Origin of the sequence: Kitasatospora sp. NPDC101155 (assembly GCF_044768305.1) — a bacterium.
Taxonomy (GTDB): Bacteria; Actinomycetota; Actinomycetes; order Streptomycetales; family Streptomycetaceae; genus Kitasatospora.
On sequence record NZ_JBIWPN010000020.1, the window covers coordinates 107,277 to 126,784 of the forward strand.

The window sequence follows — 19,508 nt, forward strand, 5'->3', positions numbered from 1 at the left end:
CTACCTGCACGACGACGAGCAGGTGCGAGCGTGGCTTGGATGCTCCTATGGATGTCAGTTGAGGAGACGCCGGACGAGCTGATCACCACACCATCGGATCTCGACCGGCTAGTCTCTGGTGATCGAATTCCTGGGGGGAACCGTGCTGGTCGTCATCGCCTTTCTGCTGGGCTGTCTGCTCACCGCGCTGGTCCTCCGTCGGCCCGTCGATCGGGCGGCCAAGGCCGCCGAGGCCGCCGAGGCCGCCGCCCGAGCAGCCGAACGGTCGGCGGCCGACGCTGCCTCGACGGCCGTCGATCTCCGGGCCGGTGACGTGTGGAGGCCCAGGCCCAGGCCCGCGGTGGCGCGGACGCCGCGGTTCAAGCGAAGCGCCCTCGTCGGCACCGTCCCGCAGGACGCCGTGCCGCCGCTGCCGGAGCTCTCGCACCGTGGCCCGTTCACCTACAGCGGCGTGCAGGATGGGGCGAAGGAGACCGAGGAGGTGTTCGCCATCGGCTGGCCCGAGCCCGGAACCGCCGCAGTGGCCGAGGTCGCGGTGCGGGCCACCAGGCAGGCCTTCCTCTCGATCTCGCCGCTCACCAGGACCGCGAACCGGGTGCGGACCCACGACCGGCTGACCGGTGGGTGGGCCGTCGTGCACAAGTCCCTGGGTCTGGTCACCCGCGATGTGACGCACCTGCGGGTGAACGGTCGTGGCGGGCGGCGCGAGTGGGCTGTGCGGCTGTTGAGCCCGGCGGAGGTCGAGAGCCTGCCACCGACGCGTTCGGGACAGGGCAGCACCGTGTTCGCCGTCCGGGACGAGACGCCCGTGGAGCTGGTGGCCGAGGTCGCGTCGAACGACTGGTCGGTGACCTTCGCCTGCGGCTGCTGGTCCGTCGGGCCGTGCGACTGCCCGGTGCCGGCGGTCTGGTCCGGCTACCCGAACCGGACGATCGCCGCCATCGGCACCACCACCGAACGGACCACCAACGTGCTCGCCGTCCCGCGCCCCGGCCTGATCGTTGTCCGGGTCGCCGCCGAGACCGACACATGGCAACTGCGCCTGCGCGCCGTCGGCTCCGAGCCCGCGGACAACTGATGGCGCAGCCGCGGTCGTTCGAGCGCAGGTAGCAGTGCGGTGCGGTCAGAGCACTAAGGTGTCGGGAAGAAGAGGCTGAGGACGTCCTCACGGGCGAACAGTTTCCTCACGTCACCCGTGGTCGGATCGGACGCCGCTCCAGGCTTCGGCAGGACCACGGCCACCGCGTACGGTGCGTTGGCCTCGCCCAGGACGGACGGCCGGGCGGGACTCAGCAGATGGCTCGTCGCCGCACGGAGTTCCTTGGCGGCCCGCAGCCCCGCGACCAGGTCGAGGGAGTCCAGGATCAGGACGGCGACCGAGATGTCGACGCCGTACGCATTCGCCGGATCGGCCGGATCGAATACCGGCGGCGCCCGCAGCCGGATCTCGGCCACCAGGTCTTGGTAGGCGTCACGGAGGTCCTCGACCGTCGCCAGCCGATGACGTCTCATGAATTCGTCGAGGTCGAGGAAAGGGACCTGGGCACGGAAATCATCCAGCGTGCCGATGTTGTCGACCAGGCGCGTCACCGTCGACTCCACTCCACCCGGGTCGACCTCGGCGACCAGATCGACCCGGATGCGGGCGAGGATGTCGACCCAGATCGGATCCCGGGCGACCGCGAGTCTGGGATCCGCCGGGGTGTCGCTCGGCACGATCCGGCTCAGATCACCTTCGACGCACCGGGGCGGGAAGAACGGAACCTGGAGCGTGACGTCTCCGACCGTGACGTCCTGAATCCTGTCGATTCTGGCGAAATCGAGGTCGTTGACCGCGCCGATCAGCGTCTGGATTCCGGTGGTGTCGCCCCGCGGGGCCAGCGCGGACTTGAGGGTGCCGGCATCGCCCAGGGCCAGCAGAACCGTATCGGAAAACCTGACCATTCCCTCCCCTTTCTCCTGCCGCCCGGAACCGGTCGGACATTCGATGACGGATCCAAGTTAAGCAGGATCAAGGATGTACACAAGCCATTTAACGGCGGATGTCGCGGCGCGCGAAAATGGGATTAATTCATCGTCCTTTATGCGGCATCCCCCTGTGCCAATATCGGCCGCACCGGACCCGGCGGTTCCGCGTTGCTCCGGAGACCGCCGGGCAACCGCCCCCACAGCCCTCGAACGGACCCTTCCGACTCGCGGCCGTTCCTGGCGTGTGCTGCTGTGAAACACATGATCACTTCATCGCCGGCCCGGCTGGCCGTCCCGCTCGCCGCCGCCGTCCTCGTCCTCGCCGGTTCCGCACCCGCCTGGGCGCTCCCGCAGGACGTCACCGCCGAACAGTGCCAGGCGGCCGGCGGCACCGTGCAGGGCGGCGGCTACTGCGTGGGCGCCGTCGGCGAGGACGAGTGGGGGGCGGACATCGACGGGCAGGGCATCGCCTAGCTCCGTGTCCCCCGGCTCCACGTCACCGTGGTGTAGGGGGAATGTCGCAGACCGGTAAAAGCAGCACCCCCTCCCCCTCCCCCGCGCTGACCAGCCGCTACGCTCTGGGCCGCGCCGGGCCGCAGGGCCGGCGGAAACGATCTACCACGGGGGAACCGCTGTGCGTTACCTGGTCCGCGACCGCATGTTCGCCTTCCACGAGGAGGCCTGGATCGAGACGGAGCACCGGGAGAAGCTCTACCGCGTCAACCGGAAGTTCTTCCGGCTGCGCCGCACCTTCGCCCTGGTCGACACCCGCGGCGAGCACGTCGCGAGCATCGTCCGCAAGGCCTTCACGATCCACCACACCCTGCTGATCAAGCAGGACGGCCAGCCGGCCGCCAAGATCAGCAAGAAGATGTTCACGCTCTTCGGAGACCGCTTCAAGGTCCGCCTCCAGGACGGCCGCCGGCTGAAGGTCAACGGCAACCTCTGGGACCGCGAGTTCGACATCCAGCACGAGGGCACCACCCTGGCCCACATATCCCGACGCTGGTTCACCGTCCGCGACGCCTACGCCGTGGACGTCCTCAACCAGCAGGACGCGCTCCTGCTGGTCATCCTCGCGGTCTGCGTCGACCACGTCCTCCAGGACGCCAAGGGCGACCAGCTCACCAACCTCTGAGCACCGGAAGCCCCCCGGCCACCGGCCAGGGGGCTTCAGCCGGCCAGGGGGCTCCGACAGCCGCCTACCGCCCCAGGATCGCCGGGTCCTCGGCGAGTTCGGCCAGCAGGGCGTCGAGCTTGGCCCGGTCGACCGAGGGCATCACGAAGACGTGCACGTAGCTGCGCCGGGTGGCCTCGTCGCCCGGAACCATCAGCACGTCCTGCGAGGACAGCGACCACTTGGCCACCAGCTCGGGGCTCGGCTTGCGGAACCGCACGGTGACGGCGCCCGGGGTGCGGGCCGGCCAGAGCTCGACGCCGAGCTCCCGCTCCATGGCGACCAGACGCCGCTCCAGGTAGGCGGCCAGCTCCTGGGCCTCGCGGATCCGGTCCACCTGGTCCTGGTAGGAGTAGCGGGACAGGTGGTCCCAGAGGATCAGCGGCGAGAAGCCGTTGCGGGAGCCGGCGAAGGTGGTGTCCGGCGCGCCGATGTAGTCCGGCTGGGACGGCGGCGAGATCTGGTACTTCACCTTGGTCATGTAGATGCCGCACGGCCACGGCGCACCGGCCCACTTGTGCCCGCTCATCGCGATCGAGGAGACCATGTCGACCTCGCCGTGCTCGGCGGTGGGCAGCCGCAGACCGAAGTCGAACTCGGGCAGCTCCACCTCCGGGGTCCAGCCGTACTTCGCCGGCTCCTCCGCGGCCAGCCGCAGGAACGGCGCGTAGCCGGCGCCGAGCGCGCCGTCCACATGGATCCAGAAGCCGCGGCGCAGGTCGACCAGCGGTTCCCCGGTCTTCGGGTCGGTGCCGTAGACCACCTCGCGCCGGACCAGGCCGTACCGCTCGAAGATCGGCAGCAGCCGCTCGCAGACCTCGCGGACGTTGTCGTGGGCGCCCTTGAAGGTGCTGCCGAGGTTGAGGTTGACGAAGATCGGGTGGCCCTTGGCGGCGAAGAACTCGACCATCGCGGCAAGGGCGTCGACGTCTATCTCCCCGGGGCCGTCCCAGGGCAGCCCGGACGGGCCCGGGCGGGACGGGACCTCGGTGGGCCAGCTGCGCAGGCCGGTCACCGGGTCGGTCAGCGGGCACTCGTCGGCGTACTTCTCCAGGCCGACGGCGTGGAAGGTCTCCACGCCCAGGACGGCGACGGCCTTGGCGAAGGAGTAGTGGGTGTCTTCGGAGTAGAAGGCCACCGGGTGGTGGGCGTTCGGGTTCCGTCGGTCGGGGTCGGCCTTGACGTAGCGCACGGCGTCGAAGGGGGCCGCCGGCGGCTGGATCAGCGCCTTGCCGCTCAGGTAGTCGCGGGCGTTCCAGAGGGCGTACATGTTGCCCTCGGTCGAGCCCATGGACAGCATGTAGCCCCAGTAGGACTCCGGGTCGGCCGGGTCATGCGGGCGCTCGGCGTGCCAGAGCTTGGCGTAGTAGTCGAGGACGGCCCGCTCGACCACCTTGGTGTTGGGCTTGTAGCCGCCGCTCTGGAACGGGTCGCCGAGGTTGTTGATGTTGTTCGGCATGAACCGGGCCAGGTCCAGCGCGGTGCCCTGCATGTCCTGGGTGGCCTGGTAACCGACCAGGTGCTTGCGCTTGCGCGTCAGGTACTCGTCCACGGTGTCGAGCGCGCGCAGCCGCTGCGCGTCGTCCAGGCCGCCCGCGGGGAGCGCGAAGTCGCGGCCGTCCAGCTCCGGGCCGGGGTCGACGGTGGTCGGGGCTGCCGTCGGGACTGCGCTCGGGGCGGCGGTCGGCGCGAGGGCGGCGGACGCGGTCGGGCTCATGGGCGGGGCACTCCGGGGGTTGCTGCGGACGGCGACGGACGTTCGTCGCCAGCGGCAAGGATGGAACTTTCCAGGCCTGTGGGGAAGCTCCTCCGAAGAACATTCGGCCCAACCCCGATCAGGTTTGCGAATCTGCGGAACGGGCTGGAATCCTGGCAGGCATGCCGAACAATCCGCAGGCCCGGCGAGCGCCCCTCGACGACGTGGACCGGGCGATCATCCGAGCCCTGGCCGACAACGCCCGCCTCCCGAACAACGCCCTGGCGGCCGCCGTCGGCATCGCCCCGTCCACCTGTCTGGCCCGCGTCCGCGCGCTCCAGGAGCGCGGCATCATCCGCGCCTTCCGCGCCGAACTCGACCCCGCCGCGATCGGGCTGCCGCTCCAGGCGATGATCTCGGTGCGGCTACGCGCCCACACCCGCGAGCAGAACGAGAGCTTCCGCGGCACCGCCCCCGACCTGCCCGGCGTCCTGGCGGTCTTCCACATGGCCGGCTCCGACGACTACCTGCTCCACGTCGGCGTCGCGAGCCCCGAGGCGCTGCGCGACTTCGTGGTCGACCACCTCACCACCCACCCGGCGGTCGCCCAGACCCGGACCAACCTGATCTTCGAACAGATACCGGGCCGCCGCTACCTCGCTCCCGGGCACTGACCGCTCGGACCGCCTGGCGGGCTCAGGCCTCCGGCGCCTCGATGCCGCCGAGCAGGGCCCGGACGGTCGCGCTCGCGAAGTCCGCCAGGGCGACGGGCCGCAGGGCCTCGGCGGGGCCCTCGCCGGCGTAGAAGACCTCCAGGAAGGCACGGTGGAAGCAGGCGCCGATCAGCAGCATCGCGGCGGCCTCCGGGTCGACGGCGGCCGAGACCCGCCCCAGCCGCTGTTCGGCGCGCAGGTAGTCGGCCAGGTGTGAACTGACGTGGTGCGGACCGGCATTGTCGAGCTTGCGGCGGTGCGCGGCGAGCAGCTCGGGGCTGGCGAGCAGCCCGCCGGCCATCGGGAACGACTGCCGGTAGAACGGCACGGCGGCCTCGACCACCGCCTCCAGGTGCTCGCGCACCGTGCCCGCCCCGGCCCGGTCGGGCAGTTCGGCGACGGCGGCGGCCAGCCGCGGGGCGCGTTCGCGCAGCACGCGGACGAAGATCTCCTCCTTGTCCCGGAAGTGCTTGTACAGCGCCGCCTCCGAGCAGCCGGCCTCCCGGGCGATCTCCTTGGTGGTGGCTCGGACCAGCCCCACCGTGCCGATCAGCCGGGCGGCGGCGTCCAGCACCCGCGCCCGGGTCAGCGCGCCCCCGGTCAGCGGCTCGGCTCCCCGCTGCGTCCCCTCGTTCGTCATGGGCACCAGCCTACCTTGACAGGTGGGTGAGTACTCACTCACCATCGGGAGAAGAAGAAAGTGGGCACTCACCCACCCCCTGGGAGGGGTCATGAAACTCGCCGTTCTGGGCGCCACCGGCGGCATCGGCCGCCACCTGGTCGCCCTCGCCCTCGCCGACGGGCACCACGTCACGGCCGCGGTCCGCGACCCGGCCCGACTGCCCGTCCACCACGACCGCCTGAGCGTGGTCAGGGCCGACGCCCTCGACCCCGCGTCGCTGGAACCGGTGATCGAGGGCGCCGACGCCGTCCTCTCCGGCATCGGCCAGGCCGGCCGCACCGACCCCCTCAAACCCGCCTCGACCTCCGCCCGCGCGGCGGCCACCGCCATGGCCGCCGTCGGGGTGCGCCGCATCCTCGTGGTCAGCGCCGCACCGCTCAACCGCTCCGGGGCCGGGCAGCCCCTCCTCGCCGCGAAGGTGTTCGGCCCCCTGCTCTGGGCCGCCCTCCGGGAGGTGTACACGGATCTGGAGGCGATGGAGCGCGTGCTGCGCGAGAGCAACCTGGACTGGACGGCCGTCCGGCCCCCGCGGCTGACCAACCGGCCCGGCCGGGGCCACTACCGGCACGCCGTCGAATCCGGACCGGCCGGCTCCGCCGTCCCCCGCGCCGACGTCGCGCGGGCCATGCTGGACCTGGTCACCGACCCGGCGAGCTTCCGGCACGCGGTCGGCGTCAGCTCCTGACCCGGGCGGCGGCCTGCCACCGGAGGCGATTCCACGATTCCTCCACGGATGTGTACGGCAAGTGGAGTTGATGCGTCCTGATCCCTTGTCAGGCGTGCCGTTCCTCCCTACCTTCGTGGACCAGGAACCCGGCCCCATCGGGCCCGCCGGTTCGCGGCGGCCGCGATCCGCACCGTCGCCATCGCCAAAGGCACGACCAGACCTGGAGGCGCCACATGCCCGTTCCCCTGATCGACGAGATCCGCGATGCCGGCCCCCTGGTGGTCGATGACGAGGCCATTGTGTTCGAGGACGACGACCGCGGCGACCACGAGGCCACGGCCTGCCTGGCCGACCCGTGGGTGACGGCCACCACCCGCTTCGCCTGCGACTTCAACTCCTGACGGTGACCGGTTCCATCGCCGGCCGCAGCGGATGGTCCGATGACACCTGGTCGTACCTGAACGATCCGCGGATGCCGGCGATGGAACACGGCTGGAAGCTGCACGTCTCCGCCCGCCCCGGCGAACTCGACGCCGCGCTCGGCCTCGTCCTGCCGGTGCTGGCACGCCATGTCTGCCACGCGAAGTGGGCCAGGGATCCGCAGACCCTGCGGGCACTCAACTCCGGTGTGTCCAGCGCCGGTTCGGTCGGCAAGGCGATCACGGTCTACCCGGCGCCCGGCACCGTCGTCACGCTCGCCCAGGAACTCGTCGCCGTACTGCGCGGCCGGGAGGGTCCGCAGATCGTCAGCGACCGGCGGGTCGACCCCGACTCCCCCGTCTACTACCGCTACGGGCCCTTCAGCGGCGACTACCGGACCGGCCGGAGCGGGCGGCTCGAATCCGTCATGACGGGCCCGGACGGACGGCTCTTCGACGGGCTGGCCGGCGCCTCCTACCGGTGCCCGCCCTGGGCCGAGGACCCCTTCGAGCACCGGGACCGCCCGCACGGCGACGCCGGACTCGGCGGTGGGCGCTACCGGGTCACCGGCGGCATCGCCCGCAAGCCGCAGGGCAACGTCTACCGGGCGCTCGACCGGACCAGCGGCCTGCCGGTGGTCGTCAAACAGGCCCGGGCCTTCGTGTCCGAGGAGGAGTCCGGGGCGGACACCCGTGACCGGCTGCGCAACGAGCACGCCGTCCTCGGCGCGCTCCACGGCCTCGGCGGGGTGCCGCGCGCACTCGACTACTTCCGGCACCGCACGGACGAGTACCTGGTGATGACCAGCTGCGGCGACCGGGATCTGCGGCGGGTCGTCCAGCGGAACGGCCCGCACCGGGACGGCACGCTCTCCGAGCTGGCCGCGCGGCTGCTCCGCGTCCTGGACGGCATCCACCGCCGGGGCGTGGTGGTCCGCGATCTGAAGCCCGACAACGTCGTGCTCGACGCCTCGGGACGCTGCCATCTGATCGACTTCGGGATCAGCGCGCTGAACGGGGCCGGCCCGGACGGCTCGACGCCCGGCTACAGCGGCCCGGTTCGGCGCGCGGTCGGCGCGGCCGAGCCCGCCGACGACTACTACGCCCTGGGCGCGACGCTGTGCTTCGCCGCCACCGGCATGGATCCGGTGATCGTCGACGCCGACGCCGCGGTCAACCGGGACCGCACGCTGGCGGGGCTGGCCTGGGCGCTGCCCGGCGACGAGCACCGTCGATTCCGGGCGGTGATCGGCGAGTTGATGAGCCTCGACCCGGCGGTGCGAACCGCCGGCGCCGAGCGGCTGCGCACCGGGGCACCCGCCGTCGCCCGCACGCCCGGACGGCTCCGCTTCGACGACCGCCTACTCGGGGAGGTCATCGGGCACACCACCGCGTTCTGCGTCGAGGAGGCCTGCCGGATCGCCGACCCCGTGGCCGCCGCACGCGCCGCCGTCCCGACGCCGATCGACGTCTACGGCGGCAGCTCCGGGCTCGGCCTGGAACTCCTCCACCACCTGCACCGGCCCGGGGTGCGCGACGCCGTCGAGGCGCTGGCGCACTGGACGGCGGGCCAGTCCAGGAAGCTGTCACCGGGCTTCTACTCGGGCCGTACCGGCGTCGAGCTCTTCCTCACCGAGGCGCACGGCGCGTCGGCGGCGAGCCCGGCGGCGCTGCCGACCCCAGCAACGCTGCCAACACTGCCGGCCTCGGGGCCGGACGGCGGACCGCCGGAGGCGGACCTGATCGAGGGCGTCGCCGGGATCGGCATCGGCCGGCTGCTGCTCGCCCGGCACGCCGGCGCGGGCGGCCACCACGCACTCGCCGACCGGCACCTCGCCGTGGCCGCCGAGTGCGACCGGATGCTGGCCTCCGGCACGGCCCGGTTGACGGCCGCGGGCGCCGACACGGTCGGCAGCGCCGCCCTGAGCGAGGGGCTGGCGCACGGCGCGGCGGGCGTCGCGTACTTCCTGCTCGAATACGGCAGCGCGACCGGCGATCCCGCCGCGCTCCGCCGGGCCCGGCAGGCCACTGCCCGGCTCGCCGCCCTCACCCCGGACATCCTCGCGGCGGCGAGCGCCCCGGGAGCGACCCGCCGCTACGGTTCGTGGTGCCGGGGCCTGGCCGGAATCGGGGCGGTGCTCGTCCGGGCCGCCGACCGCCTGGGCGAACCCGGGTACCTCGCCCTCGCCCAGCGGGCCGCGCGCGGCTGCGCCGAGCTGGCACCCCGGATGCCGCTGGTCACCCAGTGCTGCGGGCTGTCCGGGGTCGGCGAGCTGCTGGTGGACGTGGCCACGGCGTCCGGGTCCGAGGAGTTCTGGGACGCCGCCGAGACCGTCGCGGCGATCATCCTGAGCCGCAGCGGCGGCACCCCCACCCGTCCGGTGTTCCCGGACACCGGCCTCACCCGCTCCAGCGCCACCTGGGCCGGTGGCTCGGCCGGGGTGCTCGCCTTCTTCCGGCGGCTGCACGACCGGGGCGGGCGGCGGCTCGGCCTCATCGACTGACGTGCGCCGTCGTCCGGCGCCCACGACGCCGCCGCCGCGGTCCGACCGACCACCGGCGGGGGCGGGCCGCCCGGTTTCCAGGTCGTCTTTCGCATGTCGATCCTCGCGTTATAGGTGGGGTTGTCGGTGAACGGCGGCATCCGGCGCCTCGGCGCGGGCGCGGTGGGGCGTCAGCGTCCCCCGGCGGCGAGAAGCGGGATGCCGCCCAGGACAAGGGCGCTCGGCGGGGGTCCGACCAGGCCGCGGGCCTGGAGCACGGGGCGGACGCCCTCACCGAACCAGTAGGCCTCTTCCAGGTGCGGGTAGCCGGAGAGGACGAAATGGTCGATGCCGAGGGCGTGGTACTCCTCGATCCGGTCGGCGACCTCCTCGTGGCTGCCGACCAGTGCGGTACCTGCGCCGCCGCGGACCAGGCCGACGCCCGCCCAGAGGTTGGGGTAGATCTCCAGCTTGTCCCGGGCGCCCTGATGGAGTGCCAGCATCCGCTGCTGGCCCACCGACTCGCTGCGGCCGAGCAGTTGCTGGGCCAGCGCCACCTCGGCGTCGCCGATGTCCTCCAGCAGCCGCTCGGCCTCCTGCCAGGCGTGGCGGGAGGAGTCGCGGGAGATGGTGTGGAGACGGATGCCGAAGCGGATCTCGCGGCCCTCGGCCTCGGCGAGTCCGCGGATCCAGTCGATCTTCTCCTTGACCTGCGCGGGCGGTTCGCCCCAGGTCAGGTAGACATCGGCGTGCTTCGCGGCGACCGGCCCGGCGGCTGCCGACGAGCCGCCGAAGAAGATCGGCACCGCCGGCGCCGGCGGAACGGGCACCTGCGCACCGGTCACCTGGTAGTGGGTGCCGTCGAAGTCGTACGGGGTTCCGGTCCATGCCCCGCGCACCACGGTGAGGAACTCGTCGGTCCTGGCGTAGCGGCTGTCGTGGCCCAGGTGGTCGCCGAAGCGCGCCTGCTCGTCGGTGTCACCGCCGGTCACCACGTTGAGGAGCAGTCGGCCGCGGGTGGCCCGCTGGTAGGTGGCGGCCATCTGAGCTGCCAGGGTCGGTGAGAGCAGGCCCGGCCGGAAGGCCACCAGGAACTTGAGGTGCTCGGTCTCGTGGGCAAGGAAGGCGGTGGTGAGCCAGGCGTCCTCGCACCAGGTGCCGGTCGGGGTGAGGACAGCCTCGAAGCCGAGCCGGTCGGCGGCCTTGGCGATCTGCGCGAGGTACTCGATGTCGGGCCGGCGGACGGCTGCGGCGGCACTGCCCGGGGCCGCGCCCGCCGCCTTCTCCGTGAGGTTGCTGGCGTAGGCGTGGCGGTCGACCAGGCCTCGGCCGTCCCCGCCGGTCGGCAGGAACCAGTGAAGATGGACGTTCATGGCGCACGCTCCGGGTTGTTCAGTTGACGGGGGCCGTCGTGGTGGTGGACGGGGGCAGGCCGGCGTTGAACCGACGGTCGGTGAAGTCGGCGAAGGGGACGGCGGCGGCAAGGGGCGGGGACAGCGCGTCGGTTTCGACGGGCATGGCGTCTCCTCGGGCGGGGTGCGGCCCGGGCACAGGAAGGATGTGGCGGCAGACGCCAACTGCGTTGTGCGCAACGGATGGTTCGAGCCTCGCACGACGGCACTCGGCGGTGCTCACGCGGATCGAGTCGTTGAGAGTGGCGCGGCCGGCGGCAACGGGTCAGGGCAAGCGGTGAGGCTTCGCGGAATCGCGTGGCCCGTCAGACGCAGCGGGACTCTCGGGAGGCAGCGGCTCTCAACAGGAGCGACAGGCAGCAGCACAGACCCGCAGGAGGTCGATGTGACCGCGAGTCGTCAGGGCGACAGGGCGCTGTTGCATGCCGGGGAAGCTAGCCGGACTCCGTATCCGGCGTCAACGTCGGTCCGTATCGTGAGCCGAGAGGACTCCAGACCGCTGACCACCCTCGGCATCACGTGCTCGAACCGGACCGACCCTCTGACGACGCCGCCCTGGGGCGGATCCGACCGGTATGGAGAGCATCCAGAGCATGGAGCGGAACGGCATCGGCCTGGCCACCCAGGCCGATGCCCGCCTGAGGCACCGCAAGGTCGGTGAGTACCGGGACGTCCCACTGCCCCGGCCCGCACCGAGCACTCCATCGAGTGGTACGCCGACACGTACGGAACCGTGGACGGGCACCTCCTTCGCAATCCCAAGGACATCACCCGGGCCGTTCCGCACCATGTCATCGACCGCCAGTGGCGGAGGATGACGAGTGCGCCTCCGCCTGCCCGCACGTGCGCAAGGTCGGCGGAGGCGCACCCTGATGTCGCAGGCGCTCAGACGGCGGCGGCGTTGATGGTGACGGGGATGTTGCCCCGGGTTGCCTTGGAGTAGGGGCAGATCCGGTGGGCGGCCTCGGCGAGCTCCTCGGCCGTGCGCTGGTCGACGCCGCCGAGGCGCGGGGCCAGCGTGGCCAGGAGCGAGAACTCGCCGTCGTCGCCGTGGAGGAGGGCGCCGAGGTAGCAGGCGGCCCAGCCCGCGGCGAAGAGCTGTTCCGGGTTGGTGGCGTCGCCGGCTCCGCCCAGTTCCTTGGGGATGGACAGGCGGTGTTCGAGCAGACCGTCGGTGGAGCGGGCGGTGCCACCGTTGCGGCCCTCGCCGGCGACTTCGACCGTGGCGGTGTAGTTGACGGGCATGGCGGGTCTTCCTTACGTCGGTTTCCTGAACGGCTGTCCTCAGACTCCCTGGCGGCGATGCCCCGTCGAGCCGGTGTCGGACACTGGTCGCCCCCGGGCCCGGGTACTGGCCAGGGTTCGGCACTGGCTCGACGGGCCCGCGGTCCGCCCTTCTACTCCTCGTCGGCTTGTCGTACCGCCGACGGCTGCGCGGCGACTGCCCGCGTTGTGGGAGGCCGCACGCCGGCGCCGGCGATGGCCCGCTCGCCCATCCAGCCGCCTCCCGGGCCCCGAGGCGGACCCGCGTCGCGGTGTACCTGCTCATGTGCGGACTTCTTCCGTGGGCGGGAGCCAAGACCATCTGGACGCTGGGCGGCAACGCGCTCCGCGTCGCGGGCGATGACTGGCAGAGGACGTCGATCGTCGACGCGTCGGGCCCGGCGAAGGCAACCGCGGCGGCGGGGATCGACGTGACCGTGCTGGCCGCGATGGTCGGGATCTTCCTGCTGCTGGGGCTGCTGTACGTGTGGGGGCAGGTGTTCCCCCGCTGGACGCTGTTCCTGTCCGGACGGCGGGTCCCGCGCCTGCTGCCGTTGATTCCGGCCTGGCTGACCGGTATCCCACTGACGATGTACGGGGTCTTCCTCACCATCGCGGCCCCGCTCATGGCTGTCGGCGTATTGCCCAAGATCAAGCCGTCCCTGCCGTTCACCTCCAGCTCGGGGATCACCTGGTTTGTCGAGCTCGGCGGCCTGGCATTCGGCGGTCTGGGCATCGGCCTCGTCGTGGCCGCTCGCTCCTACGCCGCCCGCACCCGTCCCGTCTGTGCCAGTGCCAGTGCCAGCGCCACGGCAATGAAGCGGCCCGGGTAGTCGGGTATCGGAATGTCAGCTTCCTGCTGGCGATCGACGGCGTCCTGCCCATCGCGTTGGGCCGTGGCCGGGCTTACGGCTTACGGCTTAGGGCTTACGGCTTACGGCTTACGACCCCAGGCGGAGAGCATCGGGGCGGTGGCCAGGCCCTGCCCGACCAGGAGGTGACGAATCTGCCACACCGTCGCATCCTCCAGAACGGCGCAGGCCGGGGAGGTGACCGGGAAGTACGCGTCGGCCTCCACCTCGGCCAGACCGGCCTCGCGCCGCACCCGGGGCAGCGTCCGCCCCTACGAGAGGTCCGCGCCGCGCGCCGCTATCAGGCTGCGGAAGCCGCCACATGGCCACCGCCACCTGGACCCCGGCCGAGGGCTGACACGACCGCCGGATCGGCCCACACCCCCAGGCCGCACAACGCCCGTGCAGGGGACGGCCGCTGTCGGTGCGCATGGCATTCCCACCAGTGCCGGTCGCGGCCGGGCCCGAACGCGGGAATGGCACCGGCCCTGTCCTCTGAAGCGGGCGGCGCCCTCCCCGGATTCCTCTTCTCCCCCACCGCACACCGGTCCGGCGTCTACGCCCTCCCGGAATCCACCTCCTCCTGGTGCAGCTCGTGCGCCACCAACAGGTGGATCGCCGCGTCCGCCCACCGCGCCACCGCGGCGGCAGCCGGGTCCGTCGTAAGGGCGTCGGCGAGCGCGTCCAGCAGGGCCGCGCCGGCCCGCAGGCCGGTGCGGCGGAGCTGGGCCGTGGCGGGGGCGAGGCGGGCAGCGGCGGTGCGGGTGGAGTTGCGCAGGCCGGTGTGGGCGAGTTCGGCGAGGGCGGTGAGGGCGGTTTCCAGTGCGTGGGTGATCGGGTCCGGGGCGGGATGGGCGGTGGGGGCGGCGAGGGAGGCGGCGGGCTCGGCCGGGGCGACGTCGGGGAGGACCAGGTCGTCCGCCGTGAGGACGCCGAGCGGGTCGAGGACGGGGCGGCCGCCCTCACGGCGCAGCAGGCCGCTGACGTAGCGGACCTGGCCGCTGCCGAGTGCCTCGGCGAGGGCGTCGAGGCGGCCCGGGCAGACGGGGTCGTGCTCGGCGCGGATCAGGCTGGTCGTGCCGGACCGGTCCCGGACGAGCGCCTCCAGCCGCTGCTGGGCGGGGTCGTAGCCGAGCGACTCGATGGTGTCGACCGCGAGCACCCGGGCGGTGTCGGCCGCCACCCGGGGGCGGATCAACCGGGGCGGCCGGTCGTCCCAGGCGCGCAGGTGCGCGGCGGCGTCGTGGACCAGCAGTGTGTCGGGCAGTTCGGCCCAGGCCGAGCCGACCGGCGTGACGCTGGTCGCGGCGACCCGTCCGCGGCCGATGCCGACCGTCCGCCCTGCACTGCGGGAGATGTTCTCGCTGACGACGTTGGCCCCGGCGAGCGCCCGCAGCGGGGCGCCGAGCACGCGCCGGGCCCCGAGGTCGGCGCCCGTGACCGTCTGGCCGTCCGTTACCTTCCACTGTTTGCGCAGCACCAGGACGATGCCCGCGTCAGGCTGCGCGAGGTACACCTCGGCCGTGCGCTCCGTCGTGCTCGCCGCGGAGATCCGGCAGCCGAGCGCCACCAGCCGGACCCGGCGCAGCGGGGTGTCGGCCGGCTCGCGGGTGCCGAGCACGCCCGGCCGGTCGAGGGCGCCTGCCCGGTGCCGGGCGTGCAGTTCGGCGAGCAGGGCGGCGGCCTGCCCGGCGGCGTAGCGGGTGTCGCGGGCGGCGTAGGAGTCGACCTGGCCGCGCAGTTCGGCGAGTACGGCCGCGGGCCAGTGCAGGGCGGCCCGGGCGAGGGCCGTGCCCGCCCGGTCCAGCTGGGCGCTGAACACCGGGGTGGTGTGGGGGATGCCGCCCAGCAGGAGGTCGTCCGCGAGGGCCACCGCCTCCTCCAGCCGGGTGTCGTCCGCCGGTGCCTCCGCCGGGCCGCCGACCGAGACCTGGACGTGCGCCCGGCCTCCCTCGACCTCGGCGGCGTCCGCCGCCCGGAAGGCCCAGACCGCGAGCGCGATCGTCTCGCCCCGGCGCGCCTCGGTGGCGTCGGTGAGCGCGTAGCCGAGTTCGTACGGGACGGGGAACCGCACCGTGCAGCCGACGAGTTCGACCCACGGGACGGACTGCCCCTCGCCAGTGGCACGGTGGACGCTCGCCGGGTAGCCGCGGTCGAGGGCCCGCCGCGCGGCGGCGAGCGCGGCCCGGCCGAGGACTGCTTCGAGCCGCGCGTCGTCGAAGCTGCCCGGAGACCAGCCGGTCGCCGGCACAGGCTCGGCCGCCGCCCCCGCGTGCAGCCGCTGGTAGGCGAGCACCAGCCAGATCCGGTGCCGGCACACGCCCGTCGCGGCGCAGCTGCACTCGGCGCGGTCGAGCCCGGCGCCCGTCGGCAGCCGCGTCCGGGCGCCGTCCGGATGGACGCCGAGGACGGCGCCGTCCTCGGCGCTCTCGACCTGCGGCGCGGCCTCGGCCTCCAGGTCCTTGGCGGCGCGCTTGACCAGGCCCCGATTGGCGAGCGAGGCGAGGGTGTCCGTGCCCAGCGCGAGCAGGTCCTCGCGCGGCGAGAGGCCGTTCATCGCCCCACCTTCTCCGCGACGAACTCCGCCAGGTGGCCCGGCGTCATGGCACCGACGTGGGCGCCGACCTCGGCCAGCCGGCTCGCGAGTTCGCGGTCGTAGACCGGGTCGGCCTCCTCGTCCAGCGCGGCCAGGCCGAGGGATCAGGGTCTTTGCGTGTAGTCGATTCGTCCGGTTGGTCAGGGGATTCCGAGGGTTGTCAGGGGCCGTTGTAGGTCGCGGGTGATGTAGCGGCAGGCTGCGAGCCGGACTGTCTGCTCGGCTCACAGATTCGCTCAGGCAGTGCTCTTCTTGATCACGTGTCCGGTGGCGGTCACGGGTCAGGTGTCGGAGGTGGTGTCCTGCTGTGCCGCTTCCTGGAAGTCGGCGACGGCGGCGCCGTACGTCTTCGCCCAGTCGGTCAGGGCGGCGATGGGTTCGGTGAGGGTCTGACCGAGGTCGGTGAGGCTGTATTCGACCCGTGGGGGTGCCTCGGCATAGGCACGGCGTTCGACCAGGCCGTAGCTCTGAAGTCTACGCAGTGTCTGGGTGAGTACCTTGCGGGAGATGCCACCGACGAGGTCGACGAGTTCACCGTGCCGGCGGGGCCGGCGACTGAGGGCGAACAGGACGACGACGGCCCATTTGTTGGTGATGATGTCGATGGCGAGCCGGGCGGGGCAGTCGGCGAGGAAGACACTTCCGGCTGAGTCGCGCATGGCCGAAGGTTACCAGGAGGTACCCATCGGCTCAGTAGCGTCTTTCTGCATGAGTACGCCGCACACGAAAACCTATGTTCTTGTCCACGGCGCCTGGCACAGCGGGCGCGTCTGGGACCGGGTGGTTCCCTTGCTGGCCCGGGCCGGGCATCAGGCGTTCGCCCCTTCGCTGACCGGCCATGGCGAGAAGGAACACCTGCTCACTCCAGACGTCGACCTGGACACCCACGTCGCCGACATCGTTACTCTCCTCAGCAAGTGGGATCTCACTAACGTGGTGCTGGTCGGGCACAGTTACGCCGGGATGGTCATATCCGGCGTGGCCGGCGAGGTCCCGGACCGGATCGCGCATCTGGTCTACGTCGACGCGATGGTCCCGACTGACGGTGAGAGCGCGCTGGACGTCATACCGGAGAAGACCCAGCGACTGATCGACGCGGCCGCCGCCTCCGACGCCCCCTGGCGCATCCCGCCCGTGCCGGAAATGCCCGCGCCGATGGGTCTGTTCGGGGTGACCGACCCGGCGGACACGGCGTGGCTGCGCACCATGCTGTCGGACGAGTCGGTGCGCTGCTTTCTGCAGCCGGTCCGGCTGGACAACCCAGCCGTGGACGCGATTTCCCGGACACACATCCACTGTGTCGGAAGCGCATCGGGGGACGTCACACGCCGCCCAGTTCCGGCGGTGCAGCCCAATGGCGCTGAGTCCCAGGTGTGGGAGCTGCAAAGCGGCCATGACTGCATGGTCACCGTGCCGGAGGCACTCACCGACCTGCTGCTGAAGGCCGGCTGACCAATTGTCTGGCGCAGGGGGGCCTTGCGTGGCCGCGGCTTGAGCAAGATTGCCCGGGGATGGCCCGTCATGTCTGCTTGTTTCGAGACCGGATACAGGTGCAGGCACGGACTCGTTGATCATGTAGGTGTCGAGCCCACATGACCACAACCGAAGACCGTGCCTGCCGTTTCATCTTCTCCTATGCCGTCGGGCCTGGAGCAACTGGCCCGTACCCACTCGCCACAGCCGCTGCCGGACGCGGTGTGCCTGGCCCGGTTCCTTGCCGGCTTGCCGGATCCACGCGCTCGCCGTGGCCGGCGTTTCCCGCTGATCGCGATCGTGGCGGCTGCGGCGGCGAGCGTGCTGGGCGGCGCGAGATCCCTGACCGCGGTCACCGAGTGGATAGCGGACGCACCCCGCTGGGTCCTCCTGGCCCTCGGCTTCAGCGTCGACCCGTTCAGCAAGACAGTCACGGTGCCGCATCCCACCACGGTCCTGCGGTTGCTCGGCCGTCTCGACGGCGACGCCTTGGACGCGGCTGTCTCCGCGTTCCTGCAGACCAGATGCGAGAAGAGTGTCGGTCGGGTACATCTACTTGACCGTCTGGCTCTCGCCCGCATGGCACCCGAACTTCGCGTCGCTGCAGTTCACGGCGGCCACATCGGACATGAGTCGGATGTTCGAGCGGTCCGCGAGCGTCAGCGCCGGCAGGCTCGTACGATCCACCAGTTCGCCGAAGCACACAGGTTCTTGATCGACCTGGCTGATCAGCTCTCGCTGCAGATTCAACTGGTCCTTCAAGGGCCTGCGCTGGGACGACAGGTGATCCAGGACGTTGTAAACGTGCTGGCGCCAGCCCGTCACCGCGACGTACTGCCAGCCGCAGGAGGCGGCCACCTCCGCCGCGGCGTCGAACTTCAGCCGGTCGTCGTCCTCGATCCGATCGCCCGGCCGGACGTCGAAGAGCACCACGCCCCCGGGCATCACGGCCAGGAAATCCGGGATGTGCTGGCCGCGACCCATGGCGTGGTCGAAGTCGAGCCGGAATGGCTGCGGCAGCACCTCGCTCGCGTCGTGGAAGTCGAGCGCGAGCAGCAGCCGTTGCTCCTCCAGTGACTCGAAGGCGTGGTGTCGGCCGGTGGACACCACGAACTGCAACCCAGGCCTGTGGCCCTGGCGGGCCCTCCACGTGAACTTGCGGACCGGCCGGGACGACAGCACGGGCACCGAGCCCAGGCGCCGCACGGGCCAGGCGACCTCGCCGTCGCCGATCACCCAGGAAGTGGCCCACTGCCGAGGCCAGCCCTCATCCAGCGACAATTTGCCGCGAGCCCCGCCACAACTGTACGGAACGATAAGCTCGTTCAACGAACACACATCGGAGCGGACGAGGGTCTTCGTCTTCGACGTCGTCATGGCTCCACGGCAGCAGGACGGGCTCGTCATCCGCAGGCGATCACCGATGTTGTCCGTAACTCAACGTGACCTGATCGGCTCCGTGGCCGGTCACGCCAACAAACGTGAGCAGTCACACCCCCTTCGCGAGCAGCTGGAGGAAGCTCTGAGCAGCGCCTCGGGAGTGCTCGAAAACTCCCCGTTCGACCCGGGCTCGCCCGGTGGTAATCCGCTTGAACCGGGCACTCGAACAGGACCATCATCAGACGCTCCCCGCCTGTAAACCAGCCCCAACTCGGCGCTCTGGATTCTAACTTGGGCCATCCATTCCTGCCGATTCGGCGGCTCCGAATGCCCGCGCACTGTCCGTGTCTGGAGGAGCTGTGGCGAGAACCCTCGACTTGATGATCAGCGAGACGTGCAAGGAGGCAAACGCTTGAGCTCCGAGATCAAAGGCGTCGGCCCCTACACCGCGGGCATCATCGCCTCCCGCGCCTCCCGCAACCCGTCCGCCGTCGGCCTGAACGTACGGAACACCAAGCTCCTCGCCCGCCGACTCCTTCACAAGGACAACGTCAGCCAGGAAGAGGTCCACCACCACCTGAGCGAAATCTTCCCCGGCCACCAGGGCGCCGCCGCCCTCTACCTCGTCGAACACGAGTACCTGGCCGCCCCGGTTGCCCCGCTCCTGGACCCCGACCACCTGGGCCTGTGGAACCACGCCCTCGAAGACCCAGCCGCCTGAGCCCGCC

General features: G+C 71.7%; 19 protein-coding genes and 2 pseudogenes. 11 read left to right on the forward strand and 10 right to left on the reverse strand.

The annotated features are described in order from the left end of the window. The first annotated feature begins 118 nt into the window (after window positions 1–118). Window positions 119–1,078, forward strand: coding sequence for a hypothetical protein (locus ACIRYZ_RS27165; RefSeq protein WP_402948802.1), 960 nt, complete (start codon window positions 119–121; stop codon window positions 1,076–1,078). 53 nt (window positions 1,079–1,131) lie between these two features. On the opposite strand, the gene ACIRYZ_RS27170 is transcribed toward ACIRYZ_RS27165, so the two are convergent. Further along, window positions 1,132–1,944 (reverse strand): hypothetical protein, encoded by an 813-nt coding sequence (locus tag ACIRYZ_RS27170; RefSeq protein WP_402948803.1) that lies wholly within the window; start codon window positions 1,942–1,944, stop codon window positions 1,132–1,134. A gap of 285 nt (window positions 1,945–2,229) precedes the next feature. Between ACIRYZ_RS27170 and ACIRYZ_RS27175 the strand changes: the two genes are divergently transcribed. After that, window positions 2,230–2,442, forward strand: a complete 213-nt coding sequence (locus ACIRYZ_RS27175) for a hypothetical protein (RefSeq protein ID WP_402948806.1) — start codon at window positions 2,230–2,232, stop codon at window positions 2,440–2,442. A gap of 160 nt (window positions 2,443–2,602) precedes the next feature. Then, on the forward strand, window positions 2,603–3,106 hold the full coding sequence (locus ACIRYZ_RS27180) for an LURP-one-related/scramblase family protein (protein ID WP_402948808.1): 504 nt from the start codon (window positions 2,603–2,605) through the stop codon (window positions 3,104–3,106). Window positions 3,107–3,170: 64 nt separating this feature from the next. Here the strand turns inward: ACIRYZ_RS27180 and ACIRYZ_RS27185 are convergent, their stop codons facing one another. Further along, entirely contained in the window at window positions 3,171–4,862 is a 1,692-nt protein-coding gene (locus ACIRYZ_RS27185) for a histidine decarboxylase (RefSeq protein ID WP_402948811.1), read from the reverse strand. Between the two features lie 161 nt (window positions 4,863–5,023). Here ACIRYZ_RS27185 and ACIRYZ_RS27190 point away from each other — a divergent pair, with 161 nt between their 5' ends. Further along, window positions 5,024–5,515, forward strand: a complete 492-nt coding sequence (locus ACIRYZ_RS27190; protein WP_387627240.1) for an Lrp/AsnC family transcriptional regulator — start codon at window positions 5,024–5,026, stop codon at window positions 5,513–5,515. A 22-nt stretch (window positions 5,516–5,537) separates the two neighbouring features. On the opposite strand, the gene ACIRYZ_RS27195 is transcribed toward ACIRYZ_RS27190, so the two are convergent. Then, a complete protein-coding gene (locus ACIRYZ_RS27195; RefSeq protein WP_402948814.1) occupies window positions 5,538–6,194 on the reverse strand; it encodes a TetR/AcrR family transcriptional regulator in 657 nt (218 codons plus the stop codon). Between the two features lie 91 nt (window positions 6,195–6,285). Between ACIRYZ_RS27195 and ACIRYZ_RS27200 the strand changes: the two genes are divergently transcribed. The 3 genes from ACIRYZ_RS27200 (at window position 6,286) to lanL (ending at window position 9,826) form a co-directional block, all read left to right on the forward strand. Then, a complete protein-coding gene (locus ACIRYZ_RS27200; RefSeq protein WP_402948817.1) occupies window positions 6,286–6,921 on the forward strand; it encodes an NAD(P)-dependent oxidoreductase in 636 nt (211 codons plus the stop codon). A 215-nt stretch (window positions 6,922–7,136) separates the two neighbouring features. Beyond that, complete coding sequence (locus ACIRYZ_RS27205) at window positions 7,137–7,304, forward strand: SflA family class IV lanthipeptide (protein WP_402948820.1); 168 nt, start codon at window positions 7,137–7,139, stop codon at window positions 7,302–7,304. A 2-nt stretch (window positions 7,305–7,306) separates the two neighbouring features. Next, a complete protein-coding gene (lanL, locus tag ACIRYZ_RS27210) occupies window positions 7,307–9,826 on the forward strand; it encodes a class IV lanthionine synthetase LanL (protein WP_402948822.1) in 2,520 nt (839 codons plus the stop codon). A gap of 170 nt (window positions 9,827–9,996) precedes the next feature. Here lanL and ACIRYZ_RS27215 read toward each other — a convergent pair whose 3' ends face one another. The 3 genes from ACIRYZ_RS27215 to ACIRYZ_RS27225 form a co-directional block, all read right to left on the reverse strand. After that, the gene (locus tag ACIRYZ_RS27215; RefSeq protein WP_402948825.1) at window positions 9,997–11,178 is read right to left on the reverse strand and encodes an LLM class flavin-dependent oxidoreductase; all 1,182 of its coding nucleotides are present in this window, start codon (window positions 11,176–11,178) and stop codon (window positions 9,997–9,999) included. A 19-nt stretch (window positions 11,179–11,197) separates the two neighbouring features. After that, window positions 11,198–11,323 carry a hypothetical protein gene (locus ACIRYZ_RS27220; RefSeq protein WP_402948828.1) on the reverse strand — a complete coding sequence of 42 codons (126 nt, stop codon included), beginning with the start codon at window positions 11,321–11,323 and terminating at the stop codon, window positions 11,198–11,200. A gap of 779 nt (window positions 11,324–12,102) precedes the next feature. Next, complete coding sequence (locus ACIRYZ_RS27225) at window positions 12,103–12,462, reverse strand: osmotically inducible protein OsmC (protein WP_402948830.1); 360 nt, start codon at window positions 12,460–12,462, stop codon at window positions 12,103–12,105. A gap of 290 nt (window positions 12,463–12,752) precedes the next feature. Here ACIRYZ_RS27225 and ACIRYZ_RS27230 point away from each other — a divergent pair, with 290 nt between their 5' ends. Further along, window positions 12,753–13,313, forward strand: a complete 561-nt coding sequence (locus ACIRYZ_RS27230; protein ID WP_402948833.1) for a hypothetical protein — start codon at window positions 12,753–12,755, stop codon at window positions 13,311–13,313. Between the two features lie 101 nt (window positions 13,314–13,414). Here ACIRYZ_RS27230 and ACIRYZ_RS27235 read toward each other — a convergent pair. From ACIRYZ_RS27235 to ACIRYZ_RS27245, 3 genes and pseudogenes are all read right to left on the reverse strand, one after another. Further along, a pseudogene (locus tag ACIRYZ_RS27235) lies at window positions 13,415–13,648 on the reverse strand (SAM-dependent methyltransferase); the annotation flags it as partial. Between the two features lie 239 nt (window positions 13,649–13,887). Next, window positions 13,888–15,888: a hypothetical protein gene (locus tag ACIRYZ_RS27240; RefSeq protein WP_402948835.1), complete on the reverse strand. Its 2,001-nt coding sequence runs from the start codon at window positions 15,886–15,888 to the stop codon at window positions 13,888–13,890. Window positions 15,889–16,208: 320 nt separating this feature from the next. Then, window positions 16,209–16,586, reverse strand: a complete 378-nt coding sequence (locus ACIRYZ_RS27245; RefSeq protein ID WP_402948837.1) for a winged helix-turn-helix transcriptional regulator — start codon at window positions 16,584–16,586, stop codon at window positions 16,209–16,211. Between the two features lie 49 nt (window positions 16,587–16,635). On the opposite strand from ACIRYZ_RS27245, the gene ACIRYZ_RS27250 reads away from it, so the two are divergent. Further along, window positions 16,636–17,379 carry an alpha/beta hydrolase gene (locus tag ACIRYZ_RS27250; protein WP_402948839.1) on the forward strand — a complete coding sequence of 248 codons (744 nt, stop codon included), beginning with the start codon at window positions 16,636–16,638 and terminating at the stop codon, window positions 17,377–17,379. Window positions 17,380–17,562: 183 nt separating this feature from the next. Continuing rightward, window positions 17,563–17,901: pseudogene (locus tag ACIRYZ_RS27255) on the forward strand (transposase family protein); the annotation flags it as partial. 51 nt (window positions 17,902–17,952) lie between these two features. Here ACIRYZ_RS27255 and ACIRYZ_RS27260 read toward each other — a convergent pair. After that, window positions 17,953–18,777: a hypothetical protein gene (locus ACIRYZ_RS27260; protein WP_402948842.1), complete on the reverse strand. Its 825-nt coding sequence runs from the start codon at window positions 18,775–18,777 to the stop codon at window positions 17,953–17,955. Between the two features lie 415 nt (window positions 18,778–19,192). Here ACIRYZ_RS27260 and ACIRYZ_RS27265 point away from each other — a divergent pair, with 415 nt between their 5' ends. Next, window positions 19,193–19,501 carry a hypothetical protein gene (locus tag ACIRYZ_RS27265; protein ID WP_402948845.1) on the forward strand — a complete coding sequence of 103 codons (309 nt, stop codon included), beginning with the start codon at window positions 19,193–19,195 and terminating at the stop codon, window positions 19,499–19,501. The last annotated feature ends 7 nt before the right edge of the window (window positions 19,502–19,508 follow it).